General features: G+C 64.3%; 14 protein-coding genes. 8 read left to right on the forward strand and 6 right to left on the reverse strand.

Annotation, left to right across the window (positions count from 1 at the left end; all coding sequences use genetic code 11):
- Nucleotides 1–11: 11 nt before the first annotated feature.
- The 6 genes from mltG to fabD form a co-directional block, all read right to left on the reverse strand.
- A complete protein-coding gene (gene mltG, locus EJ071_RS30340) occupies nucleotides 12–1,241 on the reverse strand; it encodes an endolytic transglycosylase MltG (protein ID WP_126101138.1) in 1,230 nt (409 codons plus the stop codon).
- A gap of 222 nt (nucleotides 1,242–1,463) precedes the next feature.
- The gene (fabF, locus tag EJ071_RS30345) at nucleotides 1,464–2,726 is read right to left on the reverse strand and encodes a beta-ketoacyl-ACP synthase II (RefSeq protein WP_126101139.1); all 1,263 of its coding nucleotides are present in this window, start codon (nucleotides 2,724–2,726) and stop codon (nucleotides 1,464–1,466) included.
- A gap of 34 nt (nucleotides 2,727–2,760) precedes the next feature.
- Nucleotides 2,761–2,997: an acyl carrier protein gene (locus EJ071_RS30350; protein WP_006203723.1), complete on the reverse strand. Its 237-nt coding sequence runs from the start codon at nucleotides 2,995–2,997 to the stop codon at nucleotides 2,761–2,763.
- Between the two features lie 402 nt (nucleotides 2,998–3,399).
- A complete protein-coding gene (gene fabG / locus EJ071_RS30355) occupies nucleotides 3,400–4,137 on the reverse strand; it encodes a 3-oxoacyl-[acyl-carrier-protein] reductase (protein WP_126101140.1) in 738 nt (245 codons plus the stop codon).
- A gap of 4 nt (nucleotides 4,138–4,141) precedes the next feature.
- Nucleotides 4,142–4,351, reverse strand: a complete 210-nt coding sequence (locus EJ071_RS30360; RefSeq protein ID WP_126101141.1) for a hypothetical protein — start codon at nucleotides 4,349–4,351, stop codon at nucleotides 4,142–4,144.
- Nucleotides 4,352–4,375: 24 nt separating this feature from the next.
- Nucleotides 4,376–5,329, reverse strand: a complete 954-nt coding sequence (gene fabD, locus EJ071_RS30365) for an ACP S-malonyltransferase (protein WP_126101142.1) — start codon at nucleotides 5,327–5,329, stop codon at nucleotides 4,376–4,378.
- 258 nt (nucleotides 5,330–5,587) lie between these two features.
- Here fabD and EJ071_RS30370 point away from each other — a divergent pair, with 258 nt between their 5' ends.
- From EJ071_RS30370 to EJ071_RS30405, 8 genes are all read left to right on the forward strand, one after another.
- Nucleotides 5,588–7,534 (forward strand): LTA synthase family protein, encoded by a 1,947-nt coding sequence (locus tag EJ071_RS30370; protein WP_126101143.1) that lies wholly within the window; start codon nucleotides 5,588–5,590, stop codon nucleotides 7,532–7,534.
- Between the two features lie 324 nt (nucleotides 7,535–7,858).
- Nucleotides 7,859–8,344, forward strand: coding sequence for a 30S ribosomal protein S6 (gene rpsF / locus EJ071_RS30375; RefSeq protein ID WP_059186257.1), 486 nt, complete (start codon nucleotides 7,859–7,861; stop codon nucleotides 8,342–8,344).
- A complete protein-coding gene (gene rpsR / locus EJ071_RS30380; protein WP_006203718.1) occupies nucleotides 8,344–8,592 on the forward strand; it encodes a 30S ribosomal protein S18 in 249 nt (82 codons plus the stop codon). The genes rpsF and rpsR overlap by 1 nt, the downstream gene beginning before the upstream one ends.
- A gap of 215 nt (nucleotides 8,593–8,807) precedes the next feature.
- Nucleotides 8,808–9,392 (forward strand): 50S ribosomal protein L9, encoded by a 585-nt coding sequence (gene rplI, locus EJ071_RS30385; RefSeq protein ID WP_126101144.1) that lies wholly within the window; start codon nucleotides 8,808–8,810, stop codon nucleotides 9,390–9,392.
- A 285-nt stretch (nucleotides 9,393–9,677) separates the two neighbouring features.
- On the forward strand, nucleotides 9,678–10,964 hold the full coding sequence (locus EJ071_RS30390; RefSeq protein WP_126101145.1) for a cyclopropane-fatty-acyl-phospholipid synthase family protein: 1,287 nt from the start codon (nucleotides 9,678–9,680) through the stop codon (nucleotides 10,962–10,964).
- Nucleotides 10,965–11,119: 155 nt separating this feature from the next.
- A complete protein-coding gene (locus tag EJ071_RS30395; protein WP_126101146.1) occupies nucleotides 11,120–11,440 on the forward strand; it encodes a YnfA family protein in 321 nt (106 codons plus the stop codon).
- Between the two features lie 116 nt (nucleotides 11,441–11,556).
- Entirely contained in the window at nucleotides 11,557–12,522 is a 966-nt protein-coding gene (locus EJ071_RS30400; protein ID WP_126101147.1) for a small ribosomal subunit Rsm22 family protein, read from the forward strand.
- Between the two features lie 459 nt (nucleotides 12,523–12,981).
- The gene (locus tag EJ071_RS30405; protein ID WP_126101148.1) at nucleotides 12,982–14,472 is read left to right on the forward strand and encodes a replicative DNA helicase; all 1,491 of its coding nucleotides are present in this window, start codon (nucleotides 12,982–12,984) and stop codon (nucleotides 14,470–14,472) included.
- Nucleotides 14,473–14,647 lie beyond the last annotated feature (175 nt).

Consider the following 14,647-nt stretch of genomic DNA (forward strand, 5'->3'; position numbering starts at 1 on the left):
GTAACCGCCGCCTACTGGGCGGCGTCGCCGCCCGCGTCGCCATTCTCGCCGCCGTCGCCGCCGTCGGGAGCGGCCGGCGCCGTCGTCTGGCCGGAGGCCTTGGCGGCAGCGTCCTCCTGCTTCTTCTGCATCGCCCGGTAGCGGGCGACGTTCTGGTTGTGCTCTTCCAGCGTCGCGGCAAAGACATGGCCGCCATTGCCGTCGGCGACGAAATAAAGGTCGCCGGTCTTCGACGGATTGGCCACCGCCTCGAGCGCCGCGCGGCCCGGATTGGCGATCGGCGTCGGCGGCAGGCCCTTGATCAGATAGGTGTTATAGGGCGTCTGCTTCTCGATGTCGGACTGATAGATCGGCCGGTCGGCCGGTTTGCCCTTGCCGCCGAACAGGCCGTAGATGATGGTCGGGTCGGACTGCAGCCGCATGCCCTTGGCCAGCCGGTTGAGGAAGACGGCGGCCACGCGCGAGCGCTCGTCGCCCCTGCCCGTCTCCTTCTCGACGATCGAGGCCAGGATGACGAAGTCCTCCATGTTGGCGATCGGCAAGTCGGGCGCGCGATGCTCCCAGACGTCATCGACCAGCTTCTTCTGATCGGCGACCAGCTTGTCGATCATCTGCTGCCTTGTGGCGCCGCGGGTGAAGCGCAGCGTGTCGGTTGCGATGCTGCCTTCCGGCGGCGTGGCCGCCGGCATGTCGCCGGTCAGCGCCTCCTGGTCGGCCACGCGCTGCAGCGCCTGCTCGACCGTCAGTCCCTCGGGGATGGTCAGCGAATACATCACCGACTTGCCGCTCTTGAGCAGTTCCATGATGTCGCGCATCGAGGCGCGCGGCTTGATGGCGTACTCGCCGGCCTTCAGCGCGGAGTCGTTGCCGGTGGCGCGCACGCCCAGCCTGAAGACGCGCGCATCGCTGACCAGGCCGCGACGCTCCAGCTGGTCGGCGATCTCCTGCACGCCGGTGTTCGGCTTGACCAGGAAGGTATCGCCATTGGCGGACGGGCCCGGCTCAACGAAAGCCTGCATGCCGAAATAAAGCGCGGCACCAGCGGCGAGCACGGCCAGGATGACCACCGAAAGGAAGAAATTCAGGAACACGACGACTTGGCTGCGCGAGGCGCGCGAGCGTTTCGACGGCGGCGGCGTGCCGGCCTCGGGGCGAAGCGCCTCGGCCGCTGTCTTGGGCACGATCGGGCCTTGCGTCTGACGCTGTCCGAATTCCTCGCCGCCGCCCGGATTTGTATTCATGGCGCCCTACCGTCTGATCTTGCAACGAATCCCCTAGCCGAAGCGTAGGGGCAAATTTGGCAAAAATGACGGCAGGTGGCGGACCTGCCGGCTAGCTATCTGTTTGTGAGCAATCCCGGCGGAAACCCGCTGCGTACTTTGCCTGGGATTGCTTTGTTGTTCGTCGCAATTCCGAACGGAAAACCGCTGCGCACTTTTCCTGGAATTGCTCTGGCTGACTGTTCAGCCATCGTAACGTTGGAAGACGAGCGAGGCGTTGGTGCCGCCGAAGCCGAAGGAGTTCGACAGCGCCACATCGATCTGGCGCTGGCGCGGCTTGTTCGGCACGAGATCGATCGCCGTCTCGCGTTCCGGATTGTCGAGGTTGATGGTGGCGGGGGCGATGTTGTCGCGGATGGCGAGGATCGAGAAGATCGCTTCCGCGGCGCCCGCGGCACCGAGCAGATGGCCGATCGACGACTTGGTCGACGACATCGAAATCTTGGAAGCCGCATTGCCGACCAGCCGCTCGACGGCGCCGAGCTCGATCGTGTCGGCCATGGTCGAGGTGCCATGCGCGTTGATGTAGTCGACGTCGGCGGCCGAGAGCTTCGCCCGGTTCAGCGCCGCAGTCATGCAGCGGAACGCGCCGTCGCCGTCCTCGGCCGGAGCGGTGATGTGATAGGCGTCGCCGGTCAGGCCGTAGCCGGTGACCTCGGCATAGATCCTGGCGCCTCGCGCCTTGGCGTGCTCGAGCTCTTCCAGGACGACGACACCGGCGCCCTCGCCCATGACGAAGCCGTCGCGGTCGCGGTCATAGGGACGTGACGCGATCTCAGGCGTGTCGTTGCGTTCGGTGGAGAGCGCACGGCACGCGGCGAACCCTGCCATGGAGAGCCTAGTGACCGGCGCCTCGGCGCCACCGGCTACCATGACGTCGGCATCGCCCCAAATGATCAGCCGGGCGGCGTCGCCGATGGCGTGGGCGCCGGTCGAGCAAGCGGTGACGACCGCATGGTTCGGGCCTTTCAGCCCATGCCGGATGGAAACCTGGCCGGAGACCAGGTTGATGATCTGTCCAGGGATGAAGAAGGGGCTGATGCGGCGCGGACCGCGCTCCTTCAGGATCATCGCGTTCTCGGCGATGCCGTCGATGCCGCCGATGCCGGAACCGATCAGCACGCCCGTGGCGCACTGATCCTCATGCGTCTCGGGCTTCCAGCCGGAATCGGCCAGCGCCTCGTCGGCGGCCGCAATGCCGTAGAGGATGAAGTCGCCGATCTTGCGCAGTTCCTTCGGCTCGAGCACGGCCTCGGGATTGAAGGTGCCGTTGGAGCCGTCACCGCGCGGAACGATGTGGGCGATCTTGCAGGCAAGATCGTCCACCTCGAATTCGGTGACGCGGCGGGCGGCGCTGCGGCCGGAAAGCAATTCCTTCCAGCTATGCTCGAAGCCCATGCCGAACGGCGAAAGCAGGCCAAGGCCCGTGACGACGACTCGCCTCATCGCAGGTCCTCCCCGGTGATTCCCGCGGAAAGCCTCAGGCCGAGGCCTTGTCGATATACTTCACGGCGTCGCCGACGGTGAGGATGGTCTCGGCCGCGTCGTCCGGAATCTCGACGCCGAACTCTTCTTCGAACGCCATGACGAGTTCGACCGTATCGAGGCTGTCCGCGCCCAGATCGTCGATGAAGCTCGCCTGCTCCGTCACTTTGTCGGCATCGACGCCGAGATGCTCGATGACGATCTTCTTGACGCGCTCTGCGGTGTCACTCATTTGGGGCCTCGTCTTACGTTGTGTTGTCTTCGTTAGCGGGCGGAATGCCGCTAATCAAGCTGAAAGATGGTCTTGTGGGAAACGCAACGCCACAGGACCGGTTTTTGCCCGAACCGCCGGGTTGCCGGCCGCATTACACGAAAAAGGGCGGGCGTCCAAGCCGAAATGGCTGTTTTCACAGCCGCTGGACCTTGGTCGGTCAGGTATGCTGAGATTCAGATCAGGCCGAGCTGAAAATGTGGCTTTCGAGAACCGGAGCGGGCATTCGGGTCCGTGAGCACCGGCCTACGCCGGCCGTAGCCTTAACTACCACGCCACTCTCATGAATGCTTCGGCCGGCGAAGGCCGGAAGCGCAGAAAGCCACCGTTTGCAGGCCGGCATCACCTGAATATCAACACACCCTAGATCATCGCCATGCCGCCGTTGACGTGGATGGTCTGGCCGGTGACGTAAGCCGCCTCATTGGAAGCGAGATAAGCGACGGCCGAGGCGACCTCGGCGCTGGTGCCCATGCGCCTGGTCGGAATCGCCGCCATGATGGTCTCTTTCTGCTTGTCGTTGAGCTTGTCGGTCATGGCCGATTCGATGAAGCCCGGGGCGACGCAGTTGACGGTGATGTTGCGGGTAGCGATCTCCTGCGCCAGCGACTTGGAAAAGCCGATCATGCCGGCCTTGGAGGCGCAGTAATTGGTCTGGCCTGGGTTGCCGGTGACACCTACCACGGAGGTGATGTTGATGATGCGGCCGTGGCGGCGGCGCATCATCGGATGGGTGAGCTCGCGCGTGAGCCGGAACACGGCGGTGAGGTTCACCTCGAGCACCTGGTCCCAGTCGGCATCCGACATGCGCACGAACAGGCCGTCCTTGGTGATGCCGGCGTTGTTGACCAGGATGTCGACGCCTTCGAGGTCGGCCTCGGCCTTCTGGCCGAGCGCCTTGACCGCGTCGCGGTTGGTCAGGTCCGCCGGGAACAGTTTTACCCGATCGCCGAGATCGCCGGCGAGCGCTTCCAGCTTCTCCACACGCGTGCCGTGCAGGCCGACGATCGCGCCCTGGCTGTGCAGCACCCTGGCGATCGCCTCGCCGATGCCTCCCGATGCGCCGGTGACGAGCGCCTTCCGGCCGTTCAGTTCGAACATTTTTTCAACCTCGTTTTTCCGAATGCGCCGCAGGCGAACGCCGTTCCGTATACGTCAAATCGTCCAAACCATGCCAGAAATCTTCGGTTTTCAGGACCTCTTCTTCGCCAAGCCGGATCCGTTCCGCAACCTCGGATGCAAGGCGATAGTCCTCAAACTCGTCGAAATCGCGCAAGCGCTGGGCCTTGCTCCTGCCAGTCTTCGATGTGGACATGCCGCACCTGTCGTTCGAATTTCCTCACCCAAGCGCCGCTAGCGCCGCCTCGACCTCGGCCGCTGTGCCTATGGTGCCGGTCGCGATGTCGCGGTTGATGCGGCGCGCCAGGCCCGACAGCACCTTGCCGGCGCCGACTTCGTAAAGCGTCGCGATGCCGTTCTGGCCGAACCATTCCACCGTCTCGCGCCAGCGCACGCGCGCGACCACCTGCTCGACCAGGCGGCGGGCGATCTCGTCCGGATCGCTGGTGGGGGTGACGGTGACGTTGGAGACGATAGGAACCACCGGAGCGGCTTTCGCCACGCCGGCCAGCGCGTCGCGCATGACGTCCGCGGCAGGCATCATCATCGCTGAATGGAAAGGTGCCGAAACCTGCAGCATCAGCGCCCGCTTGGCGCCCTTTTCGGTGCAAAGCTTCGCCGCCAGCTCGACGGCCGCCCTGGCGCCGGAGATTACCAGCTGGCCGCCGCCATTGTCGTTGGCGATCTGGCAAACCGCTCCTTTGGCGGAGCCTTGTGCCGCTTCCGCGCAGGCGGCTTCGACATCGGCCTGCTCGAGCCCGATGATGGCGGCCATGGCGCCCTCGCCCGCCGGCACCGCCGCCTGCATGGCGTTGCCGCGAACGCGCAGCAGCCGCGCGGCATCGGCGACCGAGACGAAGCCCGCCGCAGCAAGGGCTGAATATTCGCCGAGCGAATGGCCGGCGACGTAAGACACCTTGTCCTTCAGCGAAAAGCCGCGCGATTCCAGCGCCCTCAGCGCGGCCAGCGACACCGCCATCAGCGCCGGCTGGGCGTTGGCGGTCAGCGTCAGCGTCTCTTCCGGCCCTTCCCAGATCAGTTTCGACAGCTTTTCGCCAAGCGCGGCGTCGACTTCCTCGAAGACGCGGCGCGCCTCGGGGAAAGCGTCGGCGAGGTCCTTGCCCATGCCGACGGACTGGCTGCCCTGTCCCGGAAAGGTAAATGCGACGGCCATTTTCAAGGTCTCCAGAGGCTGGTTTTCCCTGCCTCTGACGCAAGGCGGACAGCCAAGTCAAGCCCGCAGGCCCCCGTTCCGAGCCCATTTCGGCAGGAAAAACCGGTCCGAGTCCCTGTTCCGAAAGGCTTTTTGGCGATCACACCTGATGAAAACCGCTCACGAATCGTTTGCTGGCTCTTCTTATTTCCGCCACAGGCGCTAGCTTTGCGTGACATTTCGATGACAGTGGCGTGACGCGTGTGGAAGACGCGTAGCATGGGCCGGGGAAGCGACGTGGCAAGGATCAGGAAAGGCGCGGCCAAACCCGCGCCGCAATTTTTGGAAGACGATCCGTCCACCGGCTACCTGCCGGGGCGGCCCTGGCCGACCCTACGCTACGGGCTCTCAACCCTGCTTACCGCCGCGCTTCTGGTGTTCGCCATCGAATGGATCGTGCGCGGCGACTTCTTCGGCACGGTGGACTTCTTCCTGCAGCCCTTCAAGCCGGGCTGGACCACGATCATCATCTTCGCGCTGGTGCTGATCGGGCTGGATGCCATACTCGGCCGCAGCCATCAGAGCCTGATGATCGTGGCGCCAATGACGCTGGCGCTGGCCTTCGTCGGCCACCAGAAATCGCATTATCTCGGCGATCCGCTCTATCCGGCGGATTTCCTCTATGCGCGCCAGATCATGGCGCTGATGCCGCTTCTGGTGCGCGAGCGGCCCTGGACGGCCGTGCTGCTTGCAGCGGCGATCGTCGCCGGCCTGGCGCTGCTCTTCTATGGCTGGCGCCTCTGGCGCCGGCGCGTGCCGATCCTCAGCCGCAAGGGACGGCTGGCGCGGCTGTCGCTGGCCGTGCCGCTCCTCGCCTTCTTCGTCTCGATCATGGACTATGCCACCTTCTCGTGGACGCGCGACAGGCTGCAGATCATCCCGATCATGTGGGACCAGAAGGAGAACTACGCTTCCAACGGCTTCGCGCTCGCCTTCGCGCTCAACGTGCCGATGGCGCATGTCTCTGCGCCGCCCGGCTATTCCGAAAAGACGATGGACGCGATCGCGCGTCCCGGGGTTGCAGCCTCGGTGCCCGATCAGAAGCCCGACATAGTCGTGGTGATGAGCGAATCCTTCTGGGATCCGATGGAGCTTCCCGGCGTCAGCATCAAGCCCGACCCGATCCCGACGGTGCGCGCGCTGCGCTCGGGCTCGATGTTCTCGCCGGAATTCGGCGGCATGACCGCCAATATCGAGTTCGAAGCGCTGACCGGCTTCTCCAACGCCTTCCTGCCGGCGGGCTCGATCCCCTACCAGCAATATGTGCGCACGCCGACCCCGTCGCTGGCGACCTTCCTGAAGAGCGAAGGTTATAGGGCGCGCGCCATCCATCCGGGCACCAACTGGTTCTGGAACCGCGGCGCCGTCTATGCCGATTTCGGCTTCAACGACTTCCGCTCGGAAGAGACGCTGCCGCCGATGGAAAAGCGCGGACCGCTGGCCTCCGACGCGGCGATGACCGACGAGATCATCCGCGAGGCCGATGCCAGCGAGCAGCCGGTGTTCCTGTTCGCGGTCAGCCTGCAGAACCACGGCCCCTATGAGCCCTACCGCTATTACAATCCGACCCATAAGGTCGAGGCGCCGATCAGCACCTGGGCGCGGGAATCGCTGCTCTCTTACGCCGAAGGCTCGGCCGATGCCGATCGCAGCCTGCAACGCCTGATCGACTGGGCAAAGAAGCGCGAGCGGCCGACCATCATCGCCTTCTTCGGCGACCATCTGCCGCCGCTCGGCCCCGTCTATGTCGAGACCGGCTTCCTCAAGGACAATGTCGCGCCGCGCAGGGAGCCGACCCCCGAAGCCGCGCTCGATCACCACGACACGCCGCTGATCATCTGGTCGAACCGCTCCGGTCCGGTGGAAAACCTGGGCCCGGTGAGCCCGGCCTTCCTGCCCTACCATATCCTCACAACCGCTGGCATCACGCATCCCTACTATACCGGCTTCCTCGGCGCGCTACGCGAACGCTATCGGGTGGTCGACCGCAACCTTCTGCTGTCGCCCTCCGGCGAGGCGACGCCCGACTGGGCGAGGCAGAAGAAGATCGATCCGGCGATCAACGATTTCCGGCTGATCCAGTACGACATGATGTTCGGCAAGCGCCACACCGCGCCTGACTTCTTCCCCGAGACGATGGCCCCGCTCGTCGCCCATACGAGCTGAGCCGGTCACCAAACGGCGAGCGCCGGAGATTTCCGGCTGCGGCATCGTGGAATCGTCGATCCTGACTGTCGCGCCTTGCCTTCCTGGGGAATTGCTGTATAGACGCCCGCAATCTGCCGGTCCTTGCTGGGGGCTGAACGGAGGGCCGTGGCTTTTCGAAAGCCACGTCATGAAGCCAGATGCGCTTTTGGCCTCCCGTGTCTCCGCTCTCGACCGTCTCGCGATGCTCCTTTCTTCCCCGCTCCTTCGCGACCGGGTCAGACAAGTTGCAGAGGCTTAGCCGCGAGGGCCGGTGAGAGAAACGAAGAAAGGCAGTAAAACATAATGGCTCTTTACGAACATGTGTTTCTTGCCCGGCAGGACCTGTCGCAGCAGCAGGTCGATGCGCTTGTCGAACAGTACAAGGGCGTCATCACCGCCAATGGCGGGTCGGTCGGCCGGATCGAGAACTGGGGACTGAAGTCCCTCACCTACCGGGTCAAGAAGAACCGGAAGGCTTACTACACGCTGATGGACATCACCTGCCCGCCGGCCGCGCTCAACGAAATGGAGCGCCAGATGGGCCTGTCGGAAGACGTGCTGCGTTTCCTCACCGTCAAGGTCGAGGCGCATGAGGAAGGCGCTTCCGCGATGATGCAGAAGCGCGAAGAGCGCTCCGAGCGCGGTGGCTTCGGCGACCGCGACCGTGGCCCGCGTTCGTTCGGCGACCGCGACCGCGGCGACCGCGGCCCGCGTTCGTTCGGCGACCGTGACGGCGGCGACCGTGGTCCGCGCCGTCCGCGCGAAAACGTTGAAGGGGGTGCAGAATAATGGTCGACATCAACCAGATCCCGACCCGGCGCCCGTTCCATCGCCGCCGCAAGACCTGCCCGTTCTCCGGCGCCAATGCCCCGAAGATCGATTACAAGGACGTGCGTCTGCTGCAGCGCTACATTTCCGAGCGCGGCAAGATCGTGCCGTCGCGCATCACCGCCGTCAGCCAGAAGAAGCAGCGCGAGCTCGCCAAGGCGATCAAGCGCGCCCGCTTCCTCGGCCTGCTGCCCTACGTGGTCCGCTAAGCTGAAAATACTGATGCGGGCGGCTTGCCGCCCGCTTCGACCCCACGGCGACGGGCGCCGCAAAGGGTAGGTTCAAATCCCGAGTTGAGGCCATAAACCTCTAACTGCCAGACAGGCAGGACAGCGACACCGGCGGCAACGCCCCTTTTGCTTCCTGACCTGTTCCAAAGAATCCGACGTCATCCCGGATGGCGCCAAACCGAAGGAACGAAACCATGGAAGTCATTCTTCTCGAGCGCATTTCCCGCCTCGGCCAGATGGGCGACACCGTCAAGGTGAGGGACGGGTTCGCCCGCAACTTCCTGCTGCCGCAGGGCAAGGCGCTGCGCGCCAACGAAGCCAACAAGAAGAAGTTCGAGGGCCAGCGCGCCCAGCTCGAAGCCCGCAACCTCGAGCGCAAGTCGGAGGCCAGCCAGGTCGCCGAGAAGCTCGACGGCAAGAGCTTCATCGTCGTGCGTTCAGCCGGCGAGACCGGCCAGCTCTACGGCTCGGTGTCGACCCGCGACATCGCCGAGCTTTTGACCGCCGAAGGCTTCAGCGTCAACCGCAACCAGATCGAGCTCAACCAGCCGATCAAGACCATCGGCCTCTCCAATGTGGCGATCGCGCTGCATCCGGAAGTCGAGGTCACCGTCACGCTCAACGTCGCCCGCTCGGCCGAAGAGGCGGAGCGCCAGGCCAAGGGCGAGATGCTGACGACGGCCGAAGCCATCTATGGCGAGGACATCAACGACAACGCCCGGCCGGAGAACTTCTTCGACCCGAACGCCGAATTCGAAGGCGGCGAAGACAACGCCTGATCGACAAGATCTGATCTACGGGCTGATCGACGGGCCGGAGCACTGCTCCGGCTCACAGGCCTTCCAGAATTTCTGGACTAATGCCCGGGCAAACGACCCGGGCATTTTTATGCCAAATGGAACTTTTCGAACCCCTATATCTTGAGGCAGACTACAGCGTCGCGCGTCCTTTGGACGCAGAATGACGCCGTAGTGCCTGTGGCTTTCGCGCAGGACTCTCCCGAAACCGGTGCCGTTTTCGGGCCATGCGCGGAAGTCAGCCTGATGCTTGAGGGACATTTGGTCATGAATATTCTGTTGAAGCGCATTCTCGACCGCCTGGTGCGGGTCGGCAACCTCAAGGTGACCGGGCCGAAGGGCTCGACAGTCACTTTCGGCGACGGCAGCGGCGAGCCTGTGCACATGCACATCAAGACCACGCATGCCGAGCGCGCCATCAGCTTCGATCCGATGCTGGCCGTACCCGAGGCTTATATGGACGGCGAGCTCGACATCCTCGAGGGTGGAGTGCTTGGAGTGATGCGCATCGCCTTCCAGAACATGGGCAGCGGCGGCATCGACGCGACATGGTCGAAGGCGATCGAGGGCCTGCGCCACGCGTTCCGCCGCCTGCAGCAGATCAACACCGCCGCACGGGCGCGCCGCAACGTGCAGCGGCATTACGATCTTTCCGGCGATCTCTACAAGCTCTTCCTCGACGAGGACATGCAGTATTCCTGCGCCTATTTCGAACAGCCAGACATGACGCTGGACGAAGCGCAGGTCGCCAAGAAGCGCCATATCGCCGCCAAGCTGAGGCTGAAGCCCGGACAGACGGTGCTCGACATCGGCTCCGGCTGGGGCGGCCTCGGCCTCTATCTCGCCAAGGCTTTCGACGTCGACGTGCAGGGTGTGACGCTATCCACCGAGCAGCATGGCGTCGCCACCGACCGCGCGCATGCGGCGGGCCTGCAGGATCGCGTCCATTTCGACCTCAAGGACTATCGCGCGCTCAACGAACGTTTCGACCGCATCGTCTCGGTCGGCATGTTCGAGCATGTCGGGGTCAACCATTACCGCACCTTCTTCGACAAGTCGGCGACGCTGCTGAAGCCCGACGGCGTGATGCTGCTCCATACCATCGGCCGGTCCGGCGTGCCGTGGGCGACCAGCGCCTTCATCCGCAAATACATCTTCCCGGGCGGCTACGTCCCGGCCCTTTCCGAAGTGATGCCGGCGATCGAGAAGTCCGGCCTCGTCGTTACCGACATTGAGATTCTGAGGCTTCACTACGCCGATACGCTGAAGCACTGGGGCATGCGCTTTGCCGCCAACCGCGACAAGGCCAAGGCGATCTATGACGAGCGCTTCTGCCGCATGTGGGAATTCTACCTGGCAGCCTCGGAAGCCGCCTTCCGCTGGCAGGATCTGGTCATCTTCCAGATCCAGCTCGCCAAGAAGAACGATACGCTGCCGATGGCGCGCGACTACATGGCCAAATGCGAGAAGGCGCTGGAAATGCGCGACATGGGCCACCAGGAGCCTGCGCCTGCCACTGCCAAGCCCACCCGGCGGCGCAAGGCGGTGGAGTAGGAAACTTTCGCGATCGAGAAGCGACGCAGCGCCGCGTTCCTTCGCGCCCCCCTCTGCCCTGCCGGGCAGAGGGGGCGCTGCCCCGCCATCGTAGCCAGCCTTGCAACTCCGCCCAGGTCTTGTGACAAGTCCCGGCAAACGTTACCGGTTCGGTTATGACCTACGCCATCTACATCGCAGCTGCGCTTGCCGAAATCGCCGGCTGCTTTTCGTTCTGGGCCTGGTGGCGGCTGGAAAAGTCGCCGCTATGGCTCATCCCCGGCCTCGTCTCCCTCGCCCTGTTCGGGTACCTTTTGGCGCTTGTCGAGACGAATGCCGCCGGCCGCGCCTATGCCGCCTATGGCGGCATCTATATCGCCGCCTCGCTCGCCTGGCTGTGGCTGGTGGAAGGCGTGCGGCCCGACCGCTGGGATCTCGGCGGCGCCATGCTCTGCATCGTCGGCGCCTCGGTCATCCTGCTCGCACCCAGAGCATGATGCCGAAAAGTGTGAAGCGGTTTTCGGACGACATCATGCTCTATCTCTTTGATTTGGAACCGGATGATTTTAGATCGATTCGACCTAAAATCATCCGGTTCTAAGGGGAGCCTGAAGTGGAACTGCCAGCCCCGCTCCGGCAAGGCGTCGACAGCCTGCTCGACAAGGTGACGCTGCCGACACTGAAGCAGGCCGCGCGCACGCTTTCGGAACGCTACCGCGCCGAACTGCGCGACGGCCGACTGCATATGGGCGAAGAGATCGCGGTGAAGGCCTATCTGGCGACCAGGCTGCCCGCCACCTATGCCGCCGTGCGCACCAGCCTGGATGCATTGGCCGAAGCGCGCCACGACTTCCAGCCGAAGAGCCTGCTCGATATCGGCGCCGGACCTGGCACTATGCTTTGGGCCACGGCTGACGCATATCCGGAGCTCGAGCAGGCGGTTCTGGTCGAGGCGAGTGCCGCGGTGCGCAAGATCGGGCAGTCGCTGGCCGCCGACGGGGTCGGCGCCCGGACGAGATGGATCGCCGGCGACGCCACCATCGACCTGGATGGTCTCGAGCCCGCCGACCTCGTCAGCGCCGCCTATGTGCTCGACGAGATCGTGCCTGCCTCGCTGCCGAAACTCGTCGACCGGCTTTGGCGGCTGACAGCCGACACGCTGCTCATCGTCGAGCCCGGCACGCCTGCCGGCTGGCAGCGCATTCTTGCCGCGCGATCGCAGCTTGCCGAAGCCGGCGCGCATGTCCTGGCGCCTTGCCCGCACGAGGCGCCCTGCCCGCTCGTTCCACCCGACTGGTGCCACTTTGCGCGCCGCGTCGCCCGCTCGCGCCTGCATCGTCTGGTCAAGGAAGCCGACGTGCCGTGGGAGGACGAGAAATTCATCTATCTCGCCGCCTGCCGGCAGCCGGCGCCGGCGCGCGCAGCACGGGTGCTCGCGCCGCCGAAAGGCGGCTCCGGCAAGGTGCTGCTGAAACTCTGCCAGCCGGACGGCAGCGCCGGCGAGCAACTGTTCAGCAAGCGCGACGGGGACGTTTTCAGGACCGCGCGGCGGGCGGACTGGGGCGATGCGCTGGGCTGAGGGCATACGCCGATGACGTTTAGAGAGATCCCGCAGTCGATGCGCTGGAACCGTCGACACTTTGGAAGTTGGCCGAAGCGCCCGAACTTCGTCATCCACGGGTCTGCGTCGCGCCGCTTCGCTCCTTGATCCGCCCGTGGATGACGACTTGATCAGCGTTTCGGCTAATCTCGACTGCTTGCGAAATCATTCGCGAACAGACGTAGCGGGTCGGCTATGAGTCTCCCCAACGGCAATCGGCCGTCAAAATTGTTCTTGCTTCGTTCCAGGCTTGCCCGTAAGAATCACGACTTGCCGAGTCAACCGGAATCGGGCCACCGGAATACTGTCCTGTGGATGGTTTTCCGTTCCTGTGAACATTGGGCATCAAGCTGGTTGGACCGAGGAGTGTTGCAGAAAGGTCAGCACCGAATCTTCCCGTTCTGATATCGAGGAGGCAGGATCGAAATCGGGGATATCATGGCAGAGGCGGCACTGAAACTCGGCGTGGCGGAACAACCGCTCTATCGCGAGGCACCGAACAACATCGAGGCCGAGCAGGCGCTGCTCGGCGCCATCCTCGTCAACAACGACGCTTTCTACCGTGTCTCGGATTTCCTGAAGCCGGCGCATTTCTACGAGCCGCTGCACCGCCGGGTCTTCGAGGTCGCGGCCGAGCTCATCCGCATGGGCAAGATCGCGACGCCGATCACGCTGAAGACGTTCCTTCCCGCCGAAGAAAAGGTCGGCGACATGACGGTGGCGCAATATGTCGTGCGGCTTGCTGTCGAAGCAGTCACCGTCGTCAATGCGACTGACTACGGCCGCGCCATCTACGACCTCGCCACGCGCCGGGCGCTGATCACCGTCGGCGAGGACATGGTCAACATCGCCTATGACGCGCCGGTCGACATGTCGCCCTCCGACCAGATCGAGGACGCCGAGCGGCGCCTTTTCGAGTTGGCGGAAACAGGCCGCTACGACGGCGGCTTCGAAAGCTTCAACGATGCGGTCAAGACCGCCGTCGACATGGCCAATGCCGCCTATATGCGCGACGGCCATCTGTCGGGCATCGCCACGGGCCTGCGCGACCTCGACCGCCGCATGGGCGGCCTGCAGCCTTCCGACCTGATCGTGCTTGCCGGACGCCCCGGCATGGGCAAGACCTCTTTGGCCACCAACATCGCCTTCAACATCGCCGAGGCCTATGTGCCGGCGCAGCAGGCCGACGGTTCGTTCAAGGCCGCCAATGGCGGCGTCGTCGGCTTCTTCTCGCTGGAAATGTCGTCGGAACAGCTCGCCACCCGCATCATCTCCGAGCAGACCGAAATCTCGTCATCGAAGATCCGCCGCGGCGAAATCTCCGAGATGGACTTCGAGAAGCTGGTCGCCTGCTCGCAGACGATGCAGAAGATCCCGTTGTTCATCGACCAGACCGGCGGTATCTCGATCGCGCAGCTCTCCGCCCGGGCGCGGCGGCTGAAGCGCCAGCGCGGCCTCGACCTCATCGTCATCGACTATATCCAGCTGATGCAGGGATCGAGCGCCAGGGCCTCGCAGAACCGCGTGCAGGAAATCACCGAGATCACCACCGGCCTGAAAGCGCTCGCCAAGGAGCTCGGCGTGCCGATCATCGCGCTGTCGCAGCTGTCGCGTCAGGTCGAAAGCCGCGACGACAAGCGCCCGCAGCTCTCGGACCTGCGTGAATCCGGCTCCATCGAGCAGGACGCCGACGTGGTGCTGTTCGTCTACCGCGAGGAATACTACCTCAAGAACCGCGAGCCGAAGCTCGGCACCGACGAGTACATCAAGTGGGAAAACGAGATGAACGAGGCGCGCGGCAAGGCCGAGTGCATCGTGGCCAAGCAGCGCCACGGGCCGACGGGAACCGTCAGCCTCGCCTTCCACGGCGAGTTCACGCGATTCTCCGACCTGGCGGAAGAGCATCATCTGCCGGAAAGGTTTGAGTAGCTCTTGGTAAACGCCTCATTCCTTCGCGCCCCCCTCTGTCCTACCGGACATCTCCCCCTCAAGGGGGGAGATTGGATGTCGCTTTGGCTTTCGCCAATCACCGACGTTGCAAGGTGGGCGCTGTCGGCGAAGCTGCTGATCTCCCCCCTTGAGGGGGAGATGTCCGGCAGGACAG

It is taken from the genome of Mesorhizobium sp. M1B.F.Ca.ET.045.04.1.1 (genome assembly GCF_003952465.1).
Taxonomy (GTDB): Bacteria; Pseudomonadota; Alphaproteobacteria; order Rhizobiales; family Rhizobiaceae; genus Mesorhizobium; species Mesorhizobium shonense.

Bases quoted from the DNA above. Each gene is read 5' to 3' on its own strand.
- mltG (WP_126101138.1), bottom strand. From the start codon at position 1,241: ATGAATACAAATCCGGGCGGCGGCGAGGAATTCGGACAGCGTCAGACG.
- fabF (WP_126101139.1), bottom strand. From the start codon at position 2,726: ATGAGGCGAGTCGTCGTCACGGGCCTTGGCCTGCTTTCGCCGTTCGGC.
- EJ071_RS30350 (WP_006203723.1), bottom strand. From the start codon at position 2,997: ATGAGTGACACCGCAGAGCGCGTCAAGAAGATCGTCATCGAGCATCTC.
- fabG (WP_126101140.1), bottom strand. From the start codon at position 4,137: ATGTTCGAACTGAACGGCCGGAAGGCGCTCGTCACCGGCGCATCGGGA.
- EJ071_RS30360 (WP_126101141.1), bottom strand. From the start codon at position 4,351: ATGTCCACATCGAAGACTGGCAGGAGCAAGGCCCAGCGCTTGCGCGAT.
- fabD (WP_126101142.1), bottom strand. From the start codon at position 5,329: ATGGCCGTCGCATTTACCTTTCCGGGACAGGGCAGCCAGTCCGTCGGC.
- EJ071_RS30370 (WP_126101143.1), top strand. From the start codon at position 5,588: ATGGGCCGGGGAAGCGACGTGGCAAGGATCAGGAAAGGCGCGGCCAAA.
- rpsF (WP_059186257.1), top strand. From the start codon at position 7,859: ATGGCTCTTTACGAACATGTGTTTCTTGCCCGGCAGGACCTGTCGCAG.
- rpsR (WP_006203718.1), top strand. From the start codon at position 8,344: ATGGTCGACATCAACCAGATCCCGACCCGGCGCCCGTTCCATCGCCGC.
- rplI (WP_126101144.1), top strand. From the start codon at position 8,808: ATGGAAGTCATTCTTCTCGAGCGCATTTCCCGCCTCGGCCAGATGGGC.
- EJ071_RS30390 (WP_126101145.1), top strand. From the start codon at position 9,678: ATGAATATTCTGTTGAAGCGCATTCTCGACCGCCTGGTGCGGGTCGGC.
- EJ071_RS30395 (WP_126101146.1), top strand. From the start codon at position 11,120: ATGACCTACGCCATCTACATCGCAGCTGCGCTTGCCGAAATCGCCGGC.
- EJ071_RS30405 (WP_126101148.1), top strand. From the start codon at position 12,982: ATGGCAGAGGCGGCACTGAAACTCGGCGTGGCGGAACAACCGCTCTAT.